Genomic DNA, 21,386 nt, shown 5'->3' on the forward strand with positions numbered 1-21,386 from the left:
CGCCGGACGGCTGAGCGGCAGGGCTCTACGCCCGGTCGCCATCGTGGCCGGCGGAGGGACCGCCCTGGCCGCCGGGCTGCTCACCGGGCTTGTCCTGGCCCCCGGGCTTGCCGGGCTCGGCGGGCTTACCGGTCGGCGGGATGGTGGGCCGGCCGGGCTTGTCCGGCTTGGGGCCGTGGCCCGGCACGAGCGACGCGCAGTAGGCGAGGATCTTCGCCTCGTCCGCGCCGCCCGCGGCCTGCACGAGCGCCTCCCAGGCCTTGACGTCCTTCGGCTTGAACTTCGCCTTGTGCTTGAGCTTCTTCGGGTCCTTGCCGGGCTTGCCGCCCTTGTGCTCCGGGTCGTCCTCGACGGCCTTCAGGATCCGGACGCACAGGGCGACGACGTGGCCGGGTGCGGCGGGCTCGGCCGTCGGCGTGCCGGTCGGGGCGGGGCGGGTGGGCGCGGACTTGGGCTGGAGCGCGGGGGCGTGCGACCCGTCCTTGCCCTTGTCGTCGGACAGCGGGTTGCCTCCGGCCGCGACGGCGGCGACGCCGCCGAGCGCGGTGACGCACAGGACGGCGACGCCCGTCTTCAGCGTCAGCAGTTTCGCGATGGTGCTCGTCTTCACTGGTTCCCTCCCGATGGCCGGCGACGGGGAGGCCGCGGCCTCGCGGAACGCCGCGAGGGCCCGGTCGCGGCCCGCCAGCTCGGCGTCGTGCGCCGGAGCGGACAGGGCGGCCAGAACCCGGTTCAGTGGCGTGTCCTCTGCGTTCATTTCGTGTCCTCAAGCGCCACCGACAGCACGGCCGTCACATGTTTCCCGGGCTTTTCTGACTTTCCCGTGGCCTGGGAGGCCGATCCGGAAGCGGAACGGGAGGGGAGCGCGCCGAGGCGCTTGGCCAGGTTGCGCAGCCCTCGGTAGGCCGCGGTGCGCACCGCGCCCGCGCGCTTGCCGAGGACGCGGCCCGCGGCGGTCGCGGGCAGGCCGTACACCACCCGCAGCATCACGGCCTCGGCCTGGTCGGGCGCGAGCGAGCCGACGAGCCTCAGCGCCGCCTCGGTGGCCAGCGCGTCCATCACGAGCGTCTCGGTGCTCTCGGTGCCGACCAGGTCCACGAGCCGTTCCGGCGGGACGGGCTCGGCGGGCCGCCGCTGCCGTTGGCGCAGCAGGTCCATCGCGCGGTTGCGGGCGATCCTGGCGGTCCAGCCGCGGAAGCCCGCGGAGTCGCCGGCGAAGGCGCGCAGGTCCCGGGCGATCTGGAGCCAGGCCTCGGCCGCGGCGTCCTCGGCGTCGTCGCCGACGAGGGTGCGCAGGTAGCGCAGCATGCGCGGCTGCACGTCGACGTAGAGCGCGTCGAAGGCCGCCGCGTCGCCCTCTTGGGCGCGCCGGACCAGATCGGCGAGGTCGGGCTCCTCGGATTCCACGGTGGGTCAGCGCGGGGCCGGGCCCCGAACGTCACGGGGGAGTAGTGTGAGGTGGGTCACAGGCGAGGGGCCCTTCCGGGCGAAGGTCCCGCCCGGAAGGGGTGAATCGCGAAGGTGTTACGTATGACTCAGCAGTAGCCGAGCATGGTCGTCAGGGCGGTCTTCTCGCTGCTCTGGACGGTGAGGGCCCAGTAGGACTTGGTGGCGATCCAGGACTTGGCGTAGGTGCACCAGAAGCCCGTGAGCGACGGCTTCCACGTCGAGGGGTCCTGGTCGCCCTTGGCCTGGTTGACGTTGTCGGTGACGGCCCACAGCTGGGGCCGGGTGAGGTCGTTGGCGAAGGACTGGCGCTTGGCGGTGGTCCACGCGGACGCGCCCGAGCGCCAGGCCTCGGCCAGCGGGACCATGTGGTCGATGTCGACGTCGGACGCGGCGGTCCAGGTCGCGCCGTCGTACGGGCTGTACCAGCTTCCGGACGTCGCGGCGCAGGCGGAGCTGGTGACGACGTTCGAGCCGTCGCGCTTCAGCACGGTCTCGCGGGTGTTGCAGGTCCCGGAGATGGTGATCCAGTGGGGGAACAGGTCGCGGTCGTAGGTGGAGGCGTTGGCCTCGGCCGCGACGGTGAGCCCGGCGAGCTGGCTCTGGGCGGTGGCGAGGCTCGGGATGCCGGGCGGGGTCGCCGCGGCGGGGGTGGAGGTGGCGAGGAGGGCGAGCGGGGAAACGGCGACCGCGCAGGCCACCGCGGTGAGGACTCGCTTCACGAGTCTTCCCTTCTGCCTTCACGACCCGGCCAAATCGGGGGGAATCTGGACGAAACGGGTCATGATTGGGCAGAACAAAACGTCTCAAAAATGTCGTACGTGGCGGAAGCCCGGCATTAAGTGGTCATGAACACGAAATGGATAATTCGTATGACGTTTATGACCCGATATAGGTGGGTTCCCTGGGTGTCCGAGACGGCCAGGGCGCTCCGGGCGAATCCACGGCGCGGGGAGGCGGTTTCGAGCATCGTCACAACCGGGCGGCCCGGCAGTCGTCCGGAATGGCCCTGGACCGTTCCAGGATTGTGCGGACACCACAGGTGTATCCCTGGTCTTGTGACCGGCGCACCCCCGCACTGGGACCGGTCCCATTCGCGTCGTCGCAGGTCGGGGCGGGTGTGTCGGGTCACATTCCGAGGCGGGCGGTATGGCGGCGGCCACAACGCGCCCTTGCGCGCCCGGGAACCGGCTGGGCAAGCTGAAGGCCGTTTCAGGGAGGGCATCATGGGCGCACTCGGACTCATCGAGCGGAACCAGACACATCGCGAGGTCGTCGGCATGGCCGCGCGCCGGCTCAGCGACGACACCCCGGAACTCGCCGCGCGGCTGCTCAAGCGAATCCGGGCGAACTGCCCGGCCTCGGCCAGGATCGTCCCCGAAGCCGAGCAGTTCGAATCGGTCAGGCTCGGCCTCGCCTACGGCCTCGCGACCATCCCCGAACCCGGCCCGGAACGCCGCGAACTCGTCCAGGCGGCCCGGACCGGACGCCGCCGCGCCGCCCAGGGCGTCCCCCTCGACGAGGTCGTGAAGTCCTACCACCTGTCGGTCCAGCTCGTCTGGGACGAACTCGTCAGGATCGTCCGGGAGGACTCGCCGAACCGGCTCGACCTGCTGATGCGCAGCAGCATGCACATCTGGGCAGGGATCGAGCGGCAGGCCGACGTCGCCGCCGAGGCCTACCGGGAGGCCCAGGCCGACCAGGTGCGGTTCGCCGACGAGCGGGCCCGCCTCCTGCTCGGCGAACTCCTGGAGACGTCCGCGCCCGAACCGCCCCTCGTCGAAGCGGTCCGCGACGCCCTCGGCCTCGACGAGACAGGGCCCTACGCCGTCGCCGTCACCCGGTACGCGCGGGTGCGGCGCGGCGTCCGCCAGCCCGACACGCTCGTCGGCCACCGCGTCGTGTGGTCGGCCGGAGCCGACGGCGACATCGCCGTCGTCGCGCTGCGCGGCGAAGGGCCCGGCCGGCTCGCCGAAGCGCTGGAATCCGCAGTGCAGGGACCGGTCGGGCTCAGCCCCACCGTCGACGGCCTCGCCTCCCTGGCGTTCGCGCGCCGCCTCGCCGAGACCGCCCTCGCCGGACGCCGCCCCGACCAGCGCGGCGTCGTCGCCCTCGACGACCACCTGCTGCGCTCGTTCGTCCGCGCCGCGCCCGACCTCGCCGAACTGCTGCGCCGCCAGATCATGACCGACGTGCTCGCGCTGCCGTCGCACGAGTCGTCCGCCCTCCTCGACACGCTCGCGTGCTGGCTGGAGGTCGGCTCCACCGCCGAGGCCGCCCGGCGCCTGTACTGCCACCGCAACACCGTCCTCAACCGGCTGCGCCGCCTGGAGCAGGTCACCTGCCGCAAACTCGACGAGCCCCGCGACGTCGTCCTGCTGGCGCTGGCCCTGGAGTCGGTCAAGTCCCGCTGAACTTCACGCCGGGATCCGTCGCGCCGCCCGTCCGGCACGGTGCCGCGCCTGGTACCTCCCTGCGGAGGGGGTGGCGTGTGAGGGTGAGCCTGTCGCGCAGGATGCGGGTGTGGGGCGAGGCGTTCCTGGCGTTCTTCGGCGGGGCCGTCGTCTACTTCGCGGTGCCGATCAGACCCGAGGACGTCGAGTCGGGGTTCGTGCTGCGGGGCCTCGTCCTGTTCCTGTCGCTCAGCGCGGTCACCGGGATCCTGGTCCACCAGGGCCGCCGCGTGACCCGGGAGGGCAGGCTGCCCGCCGAGCAGATCGCGCTGCTGCTCAGCATGGTCGACCTCGTCATCGTGTTCTTCGCGCTCATCTACTACGCGCGTTCGGCGGAGTTCAGCGGCATCGAGACCCGGCTGGACTCGCTCTACTTCACCGTCTCGACGCTGTGCACCGTCGGCTTCGGCGACATCGTGCCCGTCGGGCAGTGGGCGCGGGTCCTCACCACCATCCAGATGATCTTCGACCTGGTGATCGTGACCTCGCTCATCACGATCGTCCTCGCGCATGCCCGGGGGCGTGCGCAGGAGCCGTGACGTCGACGCGCATCTCGCGGCGTCCGGTCGCGATGAGCCAGGCGGGCAGGATCGCCACGCACAGCACCGGCACCAGCGCGACGCTCCCGCCGAGCACCACCCCGAGGAACAGGCTCAGCCACCCGCTGCGGGAGACGGCCACGCACGCGCCCATCGCCCCGGCCGCGACGGCGAGCGCCAGCGGGATGCCCGGCCAAGGCACGGCGGCGGCCAGCACGCCGACGGCGACCCCGATGAAGGCGCTCGGGAAGATCCGGCCGCCGCGGAACCCGGCGGACGCCGCGACGAGCAGCGCCAGGCACTTCACGACGATGATGAGGACGAGCTGCGGCATCGAGTAGGCGCCGGGATCGGCGGCGAGCTCCTTCATCTGGTCGAGCCCCTTGAACAGGGTGATCCGGCCGCCGAGCACGCCGAGCACGCCCAGGACGACGCCGGCGAGCGTCAGCAGGACGACCGGGTGGCGCACCGTGTGGGCGATCCGGTGGAAGTGCGGGAACAGGTAGACCATCGCCATGCCCACGAGGCAGGCGACGCACGCCACGACCGCCCCGGTGAGGATGTCGCCGGGAGCGGGCGTGTAGGCCGGGACGTCCAGGGTGAACTCCATGGACGGGTTGAGGAAGCGGACCGTCAGCGCGCCCGCGGCGGCTGCGAGCAGCGGCGCGACCATCCGGTCCCACAGGGGGGCCTCGCCCTCCTTGGCGGGCATCTCCGACAGCAGGAGGGCCGCCGCGATCGGCGTCGCGAACATCGCGCCGAGCGTGCCGCTCAGCGCCAGTGCGACCCAGATCGGCACGGGCGCCTTCGGCATCACCCGCCCGCCGAACCAGGCGGCCATCGCGACGTTCGCCGCGATGATCGGCGCCTCCGGGCCGAGGCTCACCCCGAACGCCAGCGTGATGAACAAGGCCACGAGCACCCCGGGCACGGCCGACAGTGGCAGCGGGGGCGCCCCGGCCAGGCCCTCCGTCGCCGGGTCGTGGCCGGCGTGGCCCGGCGCGAAGCGGATGACGAGGCCGGTCAGCAGCCCGCCGAGCGTCAGCACCAGGACCGTCCACCAGGCGCTCTGCGGCTGCCACAGCCCTTTCTCCACCTGGTGGGCGAGTTCGCTGATGCCGACGAAGACGAGCGAGCTCACCGCACCGACGAGGATCGCGGGCAGGACGAGCGGCAGGAGGCGGCGCGCGGCGCGGGTCACGGTGTCACTCGTCGGTGTCTACGAAGAGGCTGAGCAGCCAGCTCACGAGGCTGATGATGATCGCCGCCCAGAACGCCGGCCAGAACCCGGACACGTGGAACGGCAGGTGGAACTTCTCGGCGATCCAGCCGGTGAGCATGAGCAGGCACGCGTTGACGACGAGCGCGAACAGGCCGAGCGTCAGAATGTAGAAGACGCAGCCGAGCACCTTGATGATCGGCTTGAGGAACGTGTTGATCAGGCCGAAGATCAGCGCCACGACGGCGAGCGTCCACACCTGCGAGGCCGTGTCGTGCCCGGTGAGGTCGACGCCACTGACGATCCACGTCGCCACGAGCAGCGCCACCGCGTTGATGACGAGACGGATCAGAAAATTCACCCGGGCCCCCCGAAAGCTCGTGATCACCTCATCATTACCCGAGGTGATCGGAAGCTAACGCGGGGTGGGCCCGGGTGCCTTCGCCTCAGCCGGTGGTGCGCCCGAAGAGCTTCTCGATGCTCCGCCGCTCCCGCTTCGACGGCCTCCCGGTGCCCCGGTCCCTGATCCCGACGGGCCCCGTCATCTCCCGCGGCGGCGGAGGCGGCGACTTGTCCTCGTAGCACTCGGCCGCGACGGGCGCCCCCACCCTCTTGCTGATAAGCCGGGCGACCACCAGGATCCGCTCCCGCCCCTCGATCCGGACCCGGACCTCGTCGCCGACCTTCACCGCCTGCGCCGGCTTGGCCCGCGCCCCGTTCACCCGCACATGCCCGCCCTTGCACGCCTCGCCCGCCGCCGACCGCGTCTTCACCATCCGCACGGCCCAGATCCAGCTGTCGACCCGAACCGTCCCGTCCGCACTTCCCATACCTCCACCCTAGCCAGGCCCCCGGCCCGTCGACCAACCGACGAAGGCCGCCTCCCAGGGGAGACGGCCTTCGTCCAGCGCGCTAGGACAGGTTCTTCTGGAGCACGTCCCAGGCGGTGCCGCACAGGCCGCAGTTCGCGCCGACGAACAGGGACCGGGCTGCGGCGTCGCCCTTCAGCTGCCACTTCAGCCAGGCCGAGCCGACACGGCCGAACTCACCGCCGTTCGGTTCCGCGTAAGTGGCCAGGTGGCCGACGTCGAGGTTGCCCATGAAGGCGGGCAGCCCGGCGGGCAGCCGCGCCCAGTCGTCGAGGGCGTTGGGGTAGGCGATGTCGTCGGGGCCGCCGACGAGGTAGACGACGGGCCCGTGCAGGCGGGCGAGTCGGTGGTTGTCGGCGTCGTCGAGCATTCCGCTGTTGAAGACGCCGGTGGTCGTCACGCGGGGGTCGGCGGAGGCCTCGTAGGCTTCCAGCCCTCCGCACGACTGGCCCATCACCGCGATCTTGGCGGTGTCGATCCGGCCGCGGTATCTGCTCCCGAGCCTGGTGTTCTCCGCGACGGCCCAGTCGATCGCGTCGATGAGCATGTCCGCGTCGGTCGTCCCGAACCCGCCGGGCCGCCCGCCTGCGATCACCAGGAACCCGTGCGACGCGAACTCCTTGAGGATGTTCTCGAACCAGGTCCCGTCGGCGCGGCAGGCCCCGTTCCCCCAGACGACGATCGGCAGCCTGATCCCCGTCGGCAGGTTCACCGGCCGGTACACGGTGTGCCCCGGAAGCCGCAGCGTCGTCTCGTAGTCCGCCGGATAGGGCCCCGAACCTCCGGCCGCGGCCAGAGCCGGCGCCCCCGGCAGGTGCGCCGCGACGAGCACCCCCAGCACCAGGATCGCCCTCAGAACCGTCCTCACCACACCCACGGAACCCTCCTCACCTCGACGCCCCTCCTTCCGGGAACGCCTCTCCCGCCGATGCTCCGCTCCCTCCACCCCCCTGCCATCCGCGAAACCACCGGCCTCCCTCCCCCCGCCAAAGGACCGCTCCACCCCGACCAGGACACCCGCCCCGCCCCCCGACGACCACGGCCGTCCGCCGCCGCGCAACGTCGGCGGGCGCCGGGTGGATCGGGCATGGTGCCGCCGGCCGCGGGGCGGGCTTTTCAGGGTGCGGCGCAAGCCTGGTGGAGGTTCAGCGCAAGCGTGAGAAGGAGGGGAAGGCGCGTGGGGGTCCGCAGAGGCCTTGCACAGGGCGGGGCGGAAGCGTCAGGGCGACGGGGAGGGGAGTGGGCCCAGGTGGGGAAAGGGGCCCGGAAAGCCGAAAACCCCCGGGAGTGGAAAACCGGGGGCGAACAGCCGAAGCCGACTGGTGGACGATACTGGGATTGAACCAGTGACCTCTTCCGTGTCAGGGAAGCGCTCTCCCGCTGAGCTAATCGTCCGGGTGGAGGTGGAGACGGGATTTGAACCCGTGTACACGGCTTTGCAGGCCGTTGCCTCGCCTCTCGGCCACTCCACCGCGAGGCGATGGCCTCTCCGAGCGGAAGACGGGATTCGAACCCGCGACCCTCACCTTGGCAAGGTGATGCTCTACCACTGAGCCACTTCCGCGCGCCTGCCCTGGGTTTCCGTTCCGTTTCCGGCCGGTTCCCCCTGGCGACATGGATAACCCTACAGGACTTCTGGACCTAGTGCGTACTCGAATGCGCCGGGGCGGTGCCGAGCGGCGCGCGTCCCGGGCCGGGCGGTCCGGCGTAGGCCTGGACGATGTCGAGCCAGCGGGACGCGTCGGGCCCGGAGGCGCGGACGGTGACGTCGTCGCGGTGGCGGCGCCGGACGGCGAGGAGGCAGAAGTCGAGCGCGGGCCCGGTGACGCGCTGGGCCGCCGTGCTCGGCCCCCACGTCCACTGCTCGCCGGACGGTCCGGTGAGCACGACGTGGAAGGGTTCGGCGGGTGCGGGGAGCCGGCGGACCGCGAAGGCGTAGTCGCGGGCGCGGACGGCGATGTGCGCGACGTGCTTCAGCCGGTGCGTCGGCTCGGGGCTGAGGCCGAGGGCGTCGGCGATGTCGAGGCCGTGCGCCCAGGTCTCCATGAGCCGCGCGGTGGCCATGCTGGGTGCGGCCATCGGCGGCCCGAACCAGGGGATGCGCTCGCCGGGCGGCACGTCGCGCAGCGCGTCGACCGCCGCCCGACGGGCGTCGCGCCACGCCTCCAGCGGTGTGCCCGGAAGGTACCGGGCCGGGTCCGCCCCTTGTTCGAGGAGGTCCGGCGAGGAGGAGCGCGGCGAGTCAGTGTCCGTGGGCCCGGCGGCGGGCTCTTGCAGATCCCGGCTCGGCCGGGGCGCCTGCCACTGGGCCGTGAACGCGTCGGGGTCGGTGGCCGACAGGAGGGCCTGCCGGTCGGTCCAGGCGAGGTGGGCGATCTGGTGGCCGATCGTCCAGCCGGGCGCGGGCGTCGGCAGCGCCCACTGCTCGGCGCTGAGGCCGCTGACGAGCGCGTCGAGCGCGGCGTATTCGGCGCGCAGGTCGTCGAAGATCTGGTTCACGAGGCGGCCTCCTCCTCGGCGTGGGCGGCCTGGGCGAGCGCCTCGCGCACCCAGCCGCCGTAGGTGGCGATGGCGGCCTTGGACTCCGGGAGGAGCCCGCCGAACATGGGGAAGACGTGCAGCTGCCCCGCCCACGTCTGGAGCGTCGCCGGCACGCCCGCGTCGGCGAGTCGCCGCGCCATCACCTCGGCGTCGCTGACGAGCACTTCGCTGGAGCTGCAGCAGATGTAGGACGGGGGCAGCCCGGCGAGGTCGGCGTTGATGGGGGAGACGGTGGGGTCGTGGGGGTCGAGGCCGCCGAGGATCTCGGTGATGAAGACGTCGAGGAGCGGCATGACGCTGAACGCGTCGAGCGAGGCGGCGGGGTGCGCGGCCTTGGCGGTGAGGTCCATGTCGAGCATGGGGGACAGCGCGATGAGCGCGGCGGGCAGCGGCAGTCCCGCCTCGCGTGCCAGCAGCGCCGTCGCGAACGTCATGTAGCCGCCCGCGGAGTCGCCGGAGAAGACGACGTTCTCCGGTGCGACGCCCTGTTCCAGGAGATACGTGTAGGCGGACAGGCAGTCGAGGGCCTCTTCGGCGAAGGTGACCTCGGGCAGCATCCGGTAGTCGACGGACAGAGCGGGGATCCCCGCGGCCTCCGAAAGGCGGGCGATCATACGCCGGTGCGTGTTGAGCCCGCAGGCGATCCAGCCGCCCCCGTGGAAGTACAGGATCGCCTTCGACCTGTCGCGCCCGACGCCTCTGCCGTGCACCCATTCGGCCCCGAACCCGTCGAGCCGGATGCGCTCGACGTGGGTGCCGCGGGGCGGCGGGACCTTCCCGGCGAGCCTGTCGATGGCCGCCGCGCGCCTGAAGTCGATGGGCCCGGCGGGCACCCGGGCGAGCAGCCGCGTGGAGACCGCCCGTGCCCCGGCGTTGACGGCCCGGGCGCGCAGGCTGGCCTGCGCGTGCCGTTCGATCAGCAGCGTCACGCGATCCATGGCCTCTCCTCGGCGCGGGTAGGCCGATGCTCGCATGTCGGTCTGATGCTGCCTAGACGGATGTGAGGTAAATAACTGCTTACCGCACGGGGCCGCGGTGACGGAGGGAGCGGGAGGGCTGGCGCGCCGGGCGGACCGGGGCCGTTGACCCGGACGGGGTGGACGGACCACGATGGCCGATGTGACGTCCCTGTTCAAGGCACCGGCGCCCAAGGACCTCGCCCGTTTCGGCACGCGGCTGGCCCGCGGCCTGACCGCCACCGCGCAGAACGTGCTGGAGGTCGCCAGATTCGGGGGTCTGCGCACCGACGAGCAGGCGTCCCCACACGAGATCGTCGCCGAGCAGCGCGTGTACCGCCTGCGCCGGTACTTCCCCGAGGCGATGGGCGACCGGCCCGTGGTGCTGCTCGTGCCGCCGCTGATGCTCACCGCCGAGATCTACGACATCGCCCCCACCGCGAGCGCGGTCGGCGTCCTGCACGACCTGGGCATCGATCCGTGGGTCGTCGACTTCGGCCACCCCGAGGACGAACCGGGCGGCCTGAAGCGCGACATCAGCGACCACGTCCTGGCCGTCAGCGACGCGATCGACCGGATCCACGAGATCACCGGCCGCGACGTCCACCTCGGCGGCTACTCCCAAGGCGGCATGTTCGCCTACCAGACGGCCGCCTACCGCCGCAGCCAGGGCATCGAGTCCCTGATCACCTTCGGCAGCCCGGCCGACCTCGACGCCGCGAACCCGTTCGGCGTCCCGGACTGGGTGCCGCGCCAGCCGTTCGTCGACCTGCTCGGCCACATCCCCGACCTGTCGATCCCCGGCTGGGTGACGCGTGTCGGCTTCCAGGTCCTCAGCCCCACCAAGTCGGTGCGGGGCCGGCTGGAGTTCCTGCTCCAACTGCACGACCGCGAGATCCTCGCGCCGCGCGAGCGGCAGCGCCGCTTCATGCAGGGCGAAGGCTGGGTCGCCTGGCCGGGCCCGGCGCTCGCGGAGTTCCTGCGCCAGTTCGTGGCGCACAACCGGATGCTGCGCGGCGGCTTCGTCATCGGCGACCGGCTCAGCTCCCTCGCCGACATCACCTGCCCCGTCCTCGCGTTCGTCGGCGAGGTCGACGAGATCGCGCCGACCGCGATGGTCCGCGGGATCGTCCGGGCCGCGCCGCGCGCCGAGGTGTACGAGTCGACGCAGCGGACCGGCCACTTCGGGCTCGTCGCGGGGTCGCACGCGGCGGGCACGACCTGGCCCGTCGTCGCCTCGTGGGTGCACTGGCGCTCGGGCGAGGGCATGATCCCGCAGGAGGTCGGTCCCGTCCGCGATGAGGAACAGGGCATGCGCGGCAGGATCGGCTACGGCTTCGAGCTCGCCGTGCAGGTCGGCACGGGCGCCGTCAGGTCGGCGGCCGGAACCGTCGCGACGGCGGTGCACGCGCTCGTCGGGCTCGGCGAGGAGGCGGCCGAGCTGCTGCCGCGACTGCGCAGGCTGGAGCGGATCGAGCACGACACCCGCATGTCGTTCGGCCTCCTGCTGGACGAGCAGGCCCGCAAACGCCCGGACGAGGTGCTGTTCCTGTACGAGGACCGGGCGCACACCCGGATCGCGGCCGAACGCCGGATCGACGCGGTCGTGCGCGGCCTGCTGTCGCTCGGCGTCCGGCAGGGCGAGCACGTCGGCGTGCTCATGGCCAACCGGCCCAGCGCGCTGGCGCTGGTCGCGGCGCTGAGCAGGCTCGGCGCGGTCGCGGTGATGCTGCGGCCCGGCGGCGACCTCGCGCGGGAGATGGAACTCGGCCAGGTGCGGCGGGTCGTCGCCGACCCCGAGCACGCCCTGTTCGTCGAGAAGGCCGAGGTGTTCCTGCTCGGCGGGACCGAACGCGGTCTCGACGACACCGAGATCGCGGCCGACCTAGACAAACTGGAGACCGAACTCGTCGAGGTCCCCGGCTGGTACCGGCCCAACCCGGGACGGGCCGGCGACCTCGCCTTCATCCTGTTCAGCGGCGAGGGCAGGGCCACGAAGGCCACCCGGGTCACCAACCGCAGGTGGGCGCTGTCGGCGTTCGGCACCGCCTCCTCGGCCGCGTTGTCGCCGGCCGACACCGTCTACAGCCTCGCGCCGATCTCGCACCCTTCGACGCTGCTGATGAGCCTCGGCGGCGCGATCGCCGGCGGCGCCCGGATCGCGCTGGCCAGCGGCTACGACCCCGCGACGTTCTGGGACGAGGCCCGCCGCTACGGCGTCACCGTCGCGTCCTACACCTGGACGCTCCTGCACGGCCTCATCGAGGCGCCGCCGCATCCGGGGGAGCGGCACCACTCCGTCAGGCTGTTCATCGGCTCGGGGATGCCGCGCGGCCTGTGGCGGCGGCTGGAGACCCGCCTCGCGCCCGCGCGCGTCCTGGAGTTCTACGCGGCGACGTCCGGTGACGCGATCATGGTGAATCTGACGGGCAAGAAGCCCGGCGCGGTGGGCCGTCCGCTCCCGGGCAGCGCGCCCGTCCGGATCGCCCGCTACGACCTGGAAACCGATGCCCTCGTCCCCGGCCCCGACGGGTTCGCCGCGGAATGCCGCCCGGGCGAGACGGGCATCCTCCTGGCCGAGGGAGATTCCGCCCCCGATCCGCTGCGCGGCGTGTTCGCGCCCGGCGACTCGTGGATCGTCACCGGCGACCTCTTCCAGCGCGACGCCGACGGCGACCACTGGATGATCGGCCGGACGGGCGAGGTGGCCCGCACCGCCGCGGGGCCCGTCCCGTGCGGCATCGTCCGCGACAGGATCGGCGACGTCCCCGGCGTCGACCTCGCCGTCGCCTACGGCATCCCCGCCGGACGGCACGACCTCCTCGCCGCCGCCGTCACCCTGCGCGCGCCCGTCGCCCCCGCCGACTTCACCGCGGCGTTCCCCGAATCGGGCCCCGACCTCATCAGGATCGTCGACGAGATCGACACCAACCCTTACGCGAGGCTGCTCACCGGCCGGTTCCGCGCCGAAGGCGTCCCCGACGAGGACGGCGGCATCGCCTACTACCGGGACACCTCCGGCGAGTACCGCCCCCTCACCGACGCGGCCCGCGAGAGCCTCAGGGCGCGTTAGGCGGACGCGAAACGGGTCGCGAACGCCCGCGCGACACCGTCGATGGTCGGGCGGCCCTCCAGCGCGCTGAGCCAGGCTTCCGGCAGCGCGGAAGTCCCGTGGCGCAGGCCGAGCAGGTTCCCGGTGATCGCGCCCGTCGAGTCGCTGTCGCCCGAGTGGTTGACGGCGAGGAGCAGGGCCGCCGGAAGGTCGTCCTCGTGCGCCAGCGCGCAGTAGACCGACATGGCGAGCGCCTCCTCGGCGACCCACCCTTCGCCGAGCGACTCCAGCCGCTCGGCCGACGGCGCGCCGTGCGAGGCCGCCGCCACCGCCCGGACCAGCGCCGCGCGGGTCTCGCCGCCGTGGTCGATGCCCTCGACGAGATCGAGTGTGCGCCCGACGGCACGGGCCACGCCCTCCCCGTCGAGCAGGTACCGGACGATCGCGGCAAAAGCGCCCGCCGCCACATAGCCCGTAGGGTGCCCGTGCGTCTGGGCGCCGCACTCGGCGGCGAACGCGAACGCCGTCGCCGGATTCCATGCCTGGACCAGCCCGAACGGCGCCGACCGCATCACCGCCCCGCACCCCTTCGACCCGGGATTCGCCGGGCGCTGCGGCGTGCCCCTGACCGGCGTGGAAAGCCCGGACAGGCAGGCGTTCCCGGGCGCCCTCTGCGCGTACAGCCAGGCCTCGTCGGCGAGCCCCCCGTCGAGGTCGACCTCCCCCGCGTGCGCCAGCTCCACCCGTCCGCGCCGGGGCCCGGGCAGTCGCTGCGTGGCGAGCCAGCGCCGATGCGCCTTGTGCACCGACTCCTCGACCTTGCCGTCTCCCGCCCGAAGGAGGCCTTCGAGCGTGAACAGGGTCATCTGGGTGTCGTCGGTGACGGCCGCGCCGTCCACGCCGTAGCAGGGCAGCGGGCCGGTGACCCCGGCCTGCCCGTGCGCCCGTCGGATCGCGTCGAGCGACTGGAACTCGACGCCGGCCCCGAGCGCGTCCCCGACGGCCCCCGCGACGATCGAGCCGAGTACCTGATCCTGATAAGTCATGATCCCGCCGGTCATAGTGGGTGATCGTAGTCAGCGTGCCGCGCGGTAGGCGACGACGTTCTCCCGGGTGATCCGGGAAAGCGGCTCGGGAAGCGCGTCGAGGGCGAACCATCCGATCTCGGTGCACTTCTCCGGCTCCCGGATCTCCGGCACGCCGCCGGTATGAATCCCCAGGAACGTCGCAGAAACCCAGTGCTGCCCCTCCTCGGGAAGGATGTGGTCGAACACCCCGAGCAGCCCCGTCGTCTCGACCCGCATCCCGTACTCCTCGGCGAACTCCCTGACGACGGCGTCGCCCATCCGCTCCCCGAACTCGAGGCCGCCGCCGGGGAACTCCCACGTCCCGGCCTCGTTGCGCGCCCCGGCCCCCCGCTTCGCGAGGAACACCCGCCCGTCCCCGTCGAACACCATCCCGCCGACCCCGAACCCCACATAGTCGACCCCGGCCACGCTCACTTGATCGCCGGAAGCAGCAGACTCACCGTGTAGACCCACAGGAAGACCGTAGACCCCCCGATGAACAGCACGACATACGTCTCGTACCACCGATACGCGGCGGCGATCCGCGGCGGCTTCCGGAACCCCGGCCTGACCAGCTCGTCCAGCAGCTCGCACTCCTCCCGCCGGTAATCCAGCCACGACAGCACCCCGATCACCACGAGCAGCATCGTGAACCCCGCCACGAACGTCTCCAGCCACAGCAGCCCCTTCAGCGCCCCCCGCGCCACCTCGGGCCCCACCCCCCACTTGTCATGCCCGAGAAAGACCGAGATCCCCGCCCCCACGATCGCCGTCGCGAGCGTCTGATAAATGGCGAGGAACTTGTACACATTCTCATTCAACGCATGAATCTGCTGAAGAATGTACTTGTACCTCTCCACGGCCAGCAGCTGCGCCGTGTCCGGACCCCCGGGAAGGGCCTGCGCCTGCTGGGGGACCTGTGCGCTCACGAGAGGTTCTCCTTGGGTCGATGAAACCTGAGTGCTTCTAGCCTGACTATGTCGCCGTCAGAAGTCTCGAGCGTGAGTCGGTCATCTGCTTCGGTATTCTGGTCGAATACCTCCACGGTTTCGAGAAGCTTCGCCAGGTCGGTGTCCCACGCTTCGGCGATCGTCCTGACCAGCAGCCCGATCGGTCCATAGTGAGCGCGCTCGCACCACCAGGTGAAGGGCTCGAAGTTGGGAGATGGGCGCACCTTTTCGGCGAGGGGCTCGTAGATCGGGCGTGGGAGGATCTCCTCGGGGAAGTGCCATAGAGGATAAAGGTCAGCGATAAAGAAGTCATGTGGGAGGGAAACTTCACCACCGTCGTAGCCGAAGAACCTGAATCTATTTCCTTGGCTGAAGGCCCACATCCCACCCCGGCCTATCAGTGATATTTTGTCAACTTCGTCCGCGGCTGCGCGGAAGGCGGCGATATCGAGGAGCCTCTCGCCTGTGAGCGCGCAGGGCAGGAACTCGGAGGTCACACCGAAGCCCGCGGCGGCATAGGCGATGTTCCATAGCTCCGTGGTGTTGGCCCAGCCCTTGTCGATTTCATTCGCAATCTGGGCGCCAACCCATTTCTGGATGGTCTCGATTGGGCACGCGGGGAAAGCAGTAAACCTGGCGGCTGTAGTGGGCTCTCCGACGAATGCTCCGGTCGCGTGCTCGAATTCGCTGGCGTGAAGGCCTCCAACGTGGAGCCGTGCTTCTTGGTAGCCGTAGTCCCATATTATGCTGAGGCCTCTCCTGGGCGCCAGCATTACTCGGCCGATCAATCTTCCCTCATCGTCATGGACTCGGGTTTCGTGTGTGGCAAAGAGTTTTGAGTAGCGCTCGTACACGGACCGCTGCACATAGGACTCGGTTCCCGTCCAGTACAGTCTGCGGAACAGGTCCTCGGCGGAAAGGTGTTCCCAGTCATGGCCGTGAATGATGATTTCTGGGCTGGGATCGTCGGGACCTTGGACGGCAATGTCCACGTCTGCGAGCGCACACATTTTCGTGATAAGCGCGTGTAGGCGCTCGTTGTGCGTGCGCAAGGTGCTGCCGGTTCGAAATAGTCCTTTCGTGCTGCGCGGATCTTCGCGTAGTTTCAGGCGTACTTTCGTGCCCGATTCTCGGAGGCGTTCGAGTGGCGAGGCTTTACGCAGAAGCGGGCGGCCGCGGACTCCGTTGCGGAACTCCAGGACGTGAGTGGAACTGGACGCCTCTTCGTGGACGCGACTGGAGACATGAACCTCGTCGGCAGCCATGAAGCTGGCGAAGAAGCCGATGCCGAACCGGCCGGTGGGACGGAAACCGCTTTCACGCAGTCCTGGGTACTCGCGGGCGGTGGCGCCAGAGCGCCAGTGGGACTGGCCGAAGTCGGTAAGGGCGGAGACCATTTTCTCCGCCGACATGCCGATGCCCCGGTCGTGGACTTCCAGCCACCAGTCTCCGTCGTGTTGCTCCAACGTGATCGTGACGGGCTTCGCGTGATGATCGCCCTCGTATGCGGCGAGCATCTGGGTGGCGTCTGAGGCGTTGGCGATGAGCTCGCGGAGTGCCACGTCGGGCCGATGTCCGTACATGTCGTTTCCGCCGATCTTGGCGATCACCTGGACGGCGTCGGATACACGCAGGCTGGCGTCGATCGGGCTCCAGCGGTCGCATGGGATGTACTGCGCCAGCCGTTCAGGAGACTCGGCCCCGGCCACCGAACGTAGGGTGAACCTGGGCCTGCGCAGGTCGGCGAGGAGCGCATCCACTTGGCGGAACTCGGCGTTGATGAGCTGGATCGTCTCGAAGGCGAGCCACCAGGCTCCCGCCTCCTCCCGGCTGAAGGAAGAGGGCGAGGTGAACATCATCCTGTCGTCGTCGACTCGCGGCCGGGCCAGCCTGGACTGAAACGTCCAGTGTTCGGCGGACACTCCGGTAGGCCTGCGGAAGGCGTGCAGATAGAGCGGGGCACGGCGTTCGTCGATGTGTGCGGCGTCGGCGAGGCGCAGCAGGCACGCGATCTTGAGTTGGTCGACCTCCCAAGTCCCGGGCAGGGATGGGCATGCTCCCAACTGCCGGGGGAATTCCTCAGAGAGGCGGGAGACCGGCCACCAGTGGCTGTGCGCGATCCGTCCGATGAGCGAACCGAAGAACCGGCGAAGCTCCGGATCCTGAAGCAGGTAGATGTTCTCGCCGTCCGGACTGAGGAACGGTTCCCGGACGACGGTCTCAGCCTGTTCGGCGTGGCGGAGCCTGAGCAGTTCCGCGATCGCGTCCTTGCGGGCCGAGTCGTCAACGTGCCTGTCGTCGGCGGACTGGTCAGCTGCGCGGATCCCGGCGGCGGCCTCGGCCTTCAGATCCGCGAAGCGAGGGTCGGCCGTCAGGTCCTCCTCGCCCTTCGGGTACGACGCGAGGGCCATGCCGAGGTCGTGGAGGAGGAAGGCGCAGCCCAGGACGAAGGCCTCGGCGGGGTTGAACTCGACGGAGTCGCCGCAGATCAGGGAGCCGATGTCCCACAGGGCCTCGGCGTGGGCGAGGCCGTGGTCGGTGAACATCGGCAGGGAAGCGCCGATCGACTCGGCGAGGGGGCGGGCGACCGCGCGCATCTGCTCGTAGGCGACGCGAAGCTTCTCCCGGGCGGCGTGGTCGGGGTCGCCGGGGCGCGGGGCGAGAGCGTGCCTCCAGAGGTAGGTCTGCTCGTGCTCCACTGGCCCTCCAGGCGCGTGCCGCGCGGTGATCGGTTCCCGAAAGTGTGATGCTCCCGCTTTGTCGCGGGTTCCGCGTGGTGAAAGAGAATCCCGGCTGAAGGCGGACAGACGTAAAGGGGCGTTCATGGAGGGTCGGGAGTATGTCGGGTTGAGCGCGCTCGAGATCGCGGGGCTTGTGCGGCGGAGGGTGGTTTCGGTGGGGGAGGTCGTGGCGGCGGCGTTGGAGGTGATCGAGGAGAGGGACTCCTTGGTGAGGGCCTTCGAGGTGGTGTTCGTGGGGGCCGGAGGCAATGGGGACGGCGTCTTGGGCGGGGTGCCCCTGGGCGTCAAGAAGGGGGAGGGGGCAGGGTCGGAGCAGGGGCGGGCGATGGTCGCGGCGGGGTGCGCGGTCGTGGGGGAGACGGCGGTGCCGGGGCCGGGGGCCTCGTGGCAGACGTGGGGGCTGACGGGGCGCGGGGTGACGCGGAATCCGTGGTGTCCCGAGGTGGTGCCGGGCGGGTCGTCGGCGGGGTCGGCGGCGGCCGTGGCGGCGGGCATGGTGCCGCTCGCGACGGGGAACGACGGGGCCGGGTCGGTGCGGATCCCGGCGGCCTGGTGCGGGGTCGTGGGGCTGAAGCCGACGAACGGGCGGTTCCGGGCGCGGGACCGGGCCGGGCTGAACGCGCCGGGGCCGCTCGCGTGGCGGGTCGCGGACGCCGCGGCGGCCTATGACGTGTCGGCCGGCACCCGGACCCGGCTCGACGCCCCGCCGGGCGGGCTGCGCGCGGGGTGGTCGGCGACGCTCGGGTACGCCGAGGTCGATCCGGAGGTCGCGGGGATCGCACGCCGGGCCGCCGAGGCGCTGATCGGGCCGCTGCGCCTCTCGGAGGCCGGGCTGAGGTTGCGCGACCCCGCCGCGGCCTGGGCCGCTCTGCGCGCCGGGACGGGCGGCGTGCGCGGCCTCAACGACGACGCGCTCGCCGCCTTCTTCGCGCGCGCCGATCTGCTGATGACGCCCACGGCGCCGTTCCCGCCGCACGGCCACGAAGGCCCGGGTGAGCGGATGAACGTGGCGCTCACCTGGGCGTTCAACCTCAGCGGGCATCCTGCGGTCTCGATTCCGGCGGGTTTCACCGCGGCGGGGCTGCCCGTCGGCCTGCAGGTCGTCGGACAGCACGGGGAGGAGGAGTCGCTGCTGCGGGTCGCGGCCGAGGCGGAGCGGCGGATCCCGTGGCCGCGCTGGTCGCCCGGCCAGGGCGAAAAAGGAAAACAGGGGGCGTAACGGGCCGCCGGGTGCACCGGGTAGGTAAGATCGCAGTCTTGCCCAACGAAACGGAAACGGGGATCTGGCGTGCGTGAAGGGGTGGAGTTCGTCACGGACATCGCGGGGCTGACCGGTCTGCTCGGCGAACCGCACGACTCGGTGCTCCGGAAGGTGCAGCCGAGCCTTGAGGAGCACGCGCGGAGCTGGATCGCCGCGTCCCCCTTCTGCGTCCTGGCCAGCTCCGACGGCCGGGGCAACGCCGACGTCTCGCCGCGCGGCGACAAGACGGGCTTCGCGAAGGTCCTCGACGACCGAACGATCGTGCTTCCGGAACGTCCCGGAAACCAGCGCTACGACACGCTGCGCAACCTCATCGTGAACCCCGCGGTCGGTGTGCTCTTCTTCATCCCCGGACGCGAGGAGACCCTCCGCGTCAACGGCCGTGCCCGGATCGTCGCCAACGCCCCGTTCATGGCCGATCTCGCCGCCGAAGGCAAGCTCCCCAAGGCCGCGATCCTCATCGAGATCGACGAGGTCTTCTTCCACTGCGCGAAGGCTCTGCGCAGGTCAGGGCTGTGGCACCCCGAGCAGTGGCCCGACCGCGACGTCGTCCCGACCTTCGGCGCGATCATGCGCGACATGCTCGCCATCGAGGCCTCCGCCAAGGAGATCGACGACGACCTCGAAGAGGCCTACCGCGTCACCCTGTACTGATCCGGGGAGGTCCGCTAGGGGCGTATCGTCTCCCCCTGTGACCTCGCTGCTCGGCCGCTGGCGCGGCAACCCCTGGGCGATCCTGCTGACGCTCTCGCTCGGGTTCTTCATGACCCTCCTCGACCTGACGATCGTCAACATCGCGATCCCGGACATGCTGGTCCACCTGGACGCGTCGTTCGACGAGGTCCTGTGGGTGGTGAACGGGTACGTCCTGGTCCTCGCGGTGCTGCTCATCACCTGCGGCCGTCTCGGCGACCTGCGCGGGCAGCGGCCCATGTTCGTCATGGGCGTCGCGGTCTTCACGGTCGCGTCGCTGCTGTGCGGCGTCTCCCAGGAGGCCTGGCAGCTCATCGCCGCGCGCGTCGTGCAGGGCCTCGGCGCGGCCATGCTGATGCCGCAGACCATGGCGCTGATCATCGCGACGTTCCCGGCGGAGCGGCGCGGCGCGGCCATGGGCATCTGGGGTTCGGTCGCGGGCCTGGCCACGATCGCGGGTCCCACCGTCGGCGGCCTCCTGGTGACGGTGCTGGACTGGCGATGGATCTTCTTCGTCAACGTGCCGATCGGGGTCGTCGTCCTGGTGCTGGCGTTCACCGTCATCCCGGACGTGCGGCACACGGCACGGGTCTCGCTCGACTGGGCGGGCGTGGCGCTGGCGTCGATCGCGCTGTTCTTCTTCGTCTTCGGCCTCACCGAGGGCCAGCGCTACGACTGGAACGCCTGGATCTGGGCGTCGTTCGCGGTGTCGGCGGCCTTCTTCGCGGCCTTCCTCGTCCAGCAGCGCAGCAGGCAGGACAACGGCCCGCTGGTGCCGTTCTCGCTGCTGCGCAACCGGAACTTCAGCGTGCTGAGCCTCGTCGGCGCGACGGTGGCGATCGGCATGATCGGACTGTTCCTGCCCATGTCGATCTACCTCCAGTCGGTGCTGGGGTTCTCGGCGATCAAGGCGGGGCTGGTGATGGCGCCGTCGTCGATCGTCTCGATGTTCATCGCCCCGTTCGCCGGGCGGATGTCCGACCGGCTCGGCGGCAAGCGCATCCTCATGTTCGGCCTGGTCACCTACGGGCTCGGGCTGGCCTGGCTGATCTCGACGATCGGACCGCAGACGCAGTGGACGGCCTTCCTCGGGCCCTTCCTCGTCGCGGGGATCGGCATCGGCTGCGTCTTCGCGCCCATGTCCACCGAGGCGATGCGCACGGTGCCGCCCGTGTACGCGGGGGCCGCCGCGGGCGTCAACAACACGATGCGCCAGCTCGGCTCGGTCCTCGGCAACGCGACGGCCGGCGCGATCCTCCAGAACCGGATGGCCGACGCGCTCGCGAGCAGCGCCAAGGCGGCCGCGGCGCAGGTGCCGGAGGCCAACCGGGAGGAGTTCGTGCGGAGCTTCGCGGGCGCGGCCCGGGCCGGCCTGGAGCTGGGCGCGGGGCAGCACACCGGTCCGGCCGGCGCGCCGCCCGAGGTGCAGCGGATCGCCGCTCGCGTCTTCACCGACGCGTTCGTCACGGCGGTGCGGCCGACCATGGTCTTCCCCGTGCTGATGATCTTCGTGGGGGCCGCGGCCTGCCTGCTCGTGCGGGACGTCGCGGGCCTGGGCGCGGCGCCCGCGGCCACCGCCGAGAAGTCCTGACGGCCTCC

19 protein-coding genes and 3 tRNA genes are annotated in these 21,386 nt (G+C 71.1%); 6 read left to right on the forward strand and 16 right to left on the reverse strand.

Features of this window, described 5'->3' with window-relative positions:
* Window positions 1-25: 25 nt before the first annotated feature.
* The 3 genes from ACYVOM_RS40120 to ACYVOM_RS40130 all read right to left on the reverse strand — a co-directional run bounded on the left by ACYVOM_RS40120 (window position 26) and on the right by ACYVOM_RS40130 (window position 2,168).
* On the reverse strand, window positions 26-757 hold the full coding sequence (locus tag ACYVOM_RS40120; RefSeq protein WP_460308871.1) for a hypothetical protein: 732 nt from the start codon (window positions 755-757) through the stop codon (window positions 26-28).
* The gene (locus tag ACYVOM_RS40125; protein WP_460308872.1) at window positions 754-1,407 is read right to left on the reverse strand and encodes an RNA polymerase sigma factor; all 654 of its coding nucleotides are present in this window, start codon (window positions 1,405-1,407) and stop codon (window positions 754-756) included. The genes ACYVOM_RS40120 and ACYVOM_RS40125 overlap by 4 nt, the downstream gene beginning before the upstream one ends.
* A gap of 128 nt (window positions 1,408-1,535) precedes the next feature.
* A complete protein-coding gene (locus ACYVOM_RS40130) occupies window positions 1,536-2,168 on the reverse strand; it encodes an HNH endonuclease family protein (protein ID WP_460308873.1) in 633 nt (210 codons plus the stop codon).
* Between the two features lie 504 nt (window positions 2,169-2,672).
* On the opposite strand from ACYVOM_RS40130, the gene ACYVOM_RS40135 reads away from it, so the two are divergent.
* Both ACYVOM_RS40135 and ACYVOM_RS40140 read left to right on the forward strand, forming a co-directional pair.
* Entirely contained in the window at window positions 2,673-3,860 is a 1,188-nt protein-coding gene (locus ACYVOM_RS40135; RefSeq protein WP_460308874.1) for a PucR family transcriptional regulator, read from the forward strand.
* A 77-nt stretch (window positions 3,861-3,937) separates the two neighbouring features.
* Window positions 3,938-4,438 carry a potassium channel family protein gene (locus ACYVOM_RS40140; protein WP_460308875.1) on the forward strand — a complete coding sequence of 167 codons (501 nt, stop codon included), beginning with the start codon at window positions 3,938-3,940 and terminating at the stop codon, window positions 4,436-4,438.
* On the opposite strand, the gene ACYVOM_RS40145 is transcribed toward ACYVOM_RS40140, so the two are convergent.
* From ACYVOM_RS40145 to ACYVOM_RS40185, 9 genes are all read right to left on the reverse strand, one after another.
* Entirely contained in the window at window positions 4,392-5,639 is a 1,248-nt protein-coding gene (locus tag ACYVOM_RS40145; RefSeq protein ID WP_460308876.1) for an ion channel protein, read from the reverse strand. The genes ACYVOM_RS40140 and ACYVOM_RS40145 overlap by 47 nt on opposite strands.
* A 4-nt stretch (window positions 5,640-5,643) precedes the next feature.
* Window positions 5,644-6,018 carry a phage holin family protein gene (locus ACYVOM_RS40150; protein WP_460308877.1) on the reverse strand — a complete coding sequence of 125 codons (375 nt, stop codon included), beginning with the start codon at window positions 6,016-6,018 and terminating at the stop codon, window positions 5,644-5,646.
* An 85-nt stretch (window positions 6,019-6,103) separates the two neighbouring features.
* Complete coding sequence (locus ACYVOM_RS40155; RefSeq protein ID WP_460308878.1) at window positions 6,104-6,487, reverse strand: RNA-binding S4 domain-containing protein; 384 nt, start codon at window positions 6,485-6,487, stop codon at window positions 6,104-6,106.
* Between the two features lie 82 nt (window positions 6,488-6,569).
* The gene (locus tag ACYVOM_RS40160; protein ID WP_460308879.1) at window positions 6,570-7,403 is read right to left on the reverse strand and encodes an alpha/beta hydrolase family protein; all 834 of its coding nucleotides are present in this window, start codon (window positions 7,401-7,403) and stop codon (window positions 6,570-6,572) included.
* A 443-nt stretch (window positions 7,404-7,846) separates the two neighbouring features.
* A tRNA-Val gene (locus tag ACYVOM_RS40165) sits at window positions 7,847-7,921 on the reverse strand.
* Between the two features lie 3 nt (window positions 7,922-7,924).
* Window positions 7,925-7,998: transfer RNA gene (locus tag ACYVOM_RS40170), tRNA-Cys, on the reverse strand.
* A 20-nt stretch (window positions 7,999-8,018) separates the two neighbouring features.
* Window positions 8,019-8,090: transfer RNA gene (locus ACYVOM_RS40175), tRNA-Gly, on the reverse strand.
* 77 nt (window positions 8,091-8,167) lie between these two features.
* Window positions 8,168-9,025, reverse strand: coding sequence for a TIGR03084 family metal-binding protein (locus ACYVOM_RS40180; protein WP_460308880.1), 858 nt, complete (start codon window positions 9,023-9,025; stop codon window positions 8,168-8,170).
* Window positions 9,022-10,005: an alpha/beta hydrolase gene (locus ACYVOM_RS40185; RefSeq protein WP_460308881.1), complete on the reverse strand. Its 984-nt coding sequence runs from the start codon at window positions 10,003-10,005 to the stop codon at window positions 9,022-9,024. The genes ACYVOM_RS40180 and ACYVOM_RS40185 overlap by 4 nt, the downstream gene beginning before the upstream one ends.
* Window positions 10,006-10,177: 172 nt before the next feature.
* Between ACYVOM_RS40185 and ACYVOM_RS40190 the strand changes: the two genes are divergently transcribed.
* Window positions 10,178-13,096 carry an AMP-binding protein gene (locus ACYVOM_RS40190; RefSeq protein ID WP_460308882.1) on the forward strand — a complete coding sequence of 973 codons (2,919 nt, stop codon included), beginning with the start codon at window positions 10,178-10,180 and terminating at the stop codon, window positions 13,094-13,096.
* Here the strand turns inward: ACYVOM_RS40190 and ACYVOM_RS40195 are convergent.
* Genes ACYVOM_RS40195 through ACYVOM_RS40210 form a run of 4 tightly spaced genes read right to left on the reverse strand, consistent with a single transcriptional unit; the run spans window position 13,093 to window position 17,791 of the window.
* Window positions 13,093-14,121 carry an ADP-ribosylglycohydrolase family protein gene (locus ACYVOM_RS40195; RefSeq protein WP_460308883.1) on the reverse strand — a complete coding sequence of 343 codons (1,029 nt, stop codon included), beginning with the start codon at window positions 14,119-14,121 and terminating at the stop codon, window positions 13,093-13,095. The genes ACYVOM_RS40190 and ACYVOM_RS40195 overlap by 4 nt on opposite strands.
* Window positions 14,122-14,151: 30 nt before the next feature.
* The gene (locus ACYVOM_RS40200) at window positions 14,152-14,571 is read right to left on the reverse strand and encodes an NUDIX domain-containing protein (protein ID WP_460308884.1); all 420 of its coding nucleotides are present in this window, start codon (window positions 14,569-14,571) and stop codon (window positions 14,152-14,154) included.
* A 2-nt stretch (window positions 14,572-14,573) separates the two neighbouring features.
* Window positions 14,574-15,071 carry a hypothetical protein gene (locus ACYVOM_RS40205; protein ID WP_460308885.1) on the reverse strand — a complete coding sequence of 166 codons (498 nt, stop codon included), beginning with the start codon at window positions 15,069-15,071 and terminating at the stop codon, window positions 14,574-14,576.
* Window positions 15,068-17,791, reverse strand: a complete 2,724-nt coding sequence (locus ACYVOM_RS40210) for an HD domain-containing protein (protein ID WP_460308886.1) — start codon at window positions 17,789-17,791, stop codon at window positions 15,068-15,070. The genes ACYVOM_RS40205 and ACYVOM_RS40210 overlap by 4 nt, the downstream gene beginning before the upstream one ends.
* A 196-nt stretch (window positions 17,792-17,987) precedes the next feature.
* Between ACYVOM_RS40210 and ACYVOM_RS40215 the strand changes: the two genes are divergently transcribed.
* From ACYVOM_RS40215 to ACYVOM_RS40225, 3 genes are all read left to right on the forward strand, one after another.
* Window positions 17,988-19,052: an amidase family protein gene (locus tag ACYVOM_RS40215; RefSeq protein ID WP_460308887.1), complete on the forward strand. Its 1,065-nt coding sequence runs from the start codon at window positions 17,988-17,990 to the stop codon at window positions 19,050-19,052.
* Window positions 19,053-19,121: 69 nt separating this feature from the next.
* Window positions 19,122-19,748, forward strand: a complete 627-nt coding sequence (locus tag ACYVOM_RS40220; RefSeq protein WP_460308888.1) for a pyridoxamine 5'-phosphate oxidase family protein — start codon at window positions 19,122-19,124, stop codon at window positions 19,746-19,748.
* Between the two features lie 37 nt (window positions 19,749-19,785).
* Complete coding sequence (locus tag ACYVOM_RS40225) at window positions 19,786-21,378, forward strand: DHA2 family efflux MFS transporter permease subunit (RefSeq protein WP_460308889.1); 1,593 nt, start codon at window positions 19,786-19,788, stop codon at window positions 21,376-21,378.
* Window positions 21,379-21,386: the final 8 nt, after the last annotated feature.

Source organism: Actinocorallia aurea (assembly GCF_054783995.1).

Excerpts from the sequence above, each read along its gene's own strand:
- ACYVOM_RS40120 (WP_460308871.1), bottom strand. The coding sequence starts at position 757 with ATGAACGCAGAGGACACGCCACTGAACCGGGTTCTGGCCGCCCTGTCC.
- ACYVOM_RS40135 (WP_460308874.1), top strand. The coding sequence starts at position 2,673 with ATGGGCGCACTCGGACTCATCGAGCGGAACCAGACACATCGCGAGGTC.
- ACYVOM_RS40155 (WP_460308878.1), bottom strand. The coding sequence starts at position 6,487 with ATGGGAAGTGCGGACGGGACGGTTCGGGTCGACAGCTGGATCTGGGCC.
- ACYVOM_RS40185 (WP_460308881.1), bottom strand. The coding sequence starts at position 10,005 with ATGGATCGCGTGACGCTGCTGATCGAACGGCACGCGCAGGCCAGCCTG.
- ACYVOM_RS40190 (WP_460308882.1), top strand. The coding sequence starts at position 10,178 with ATGGCCGATGTGACGTCCCTGTTCAAGGCACCGGCGCCCAAGGACCTC.
- ACYVOM_RS40195 (WP_460308883.1), bottom strand. The coding sequence starts at position 14,121 with ATGACTTATCAGGATCAGGTACTCGGCTCGATCGTCGCGGGGGCCGTC.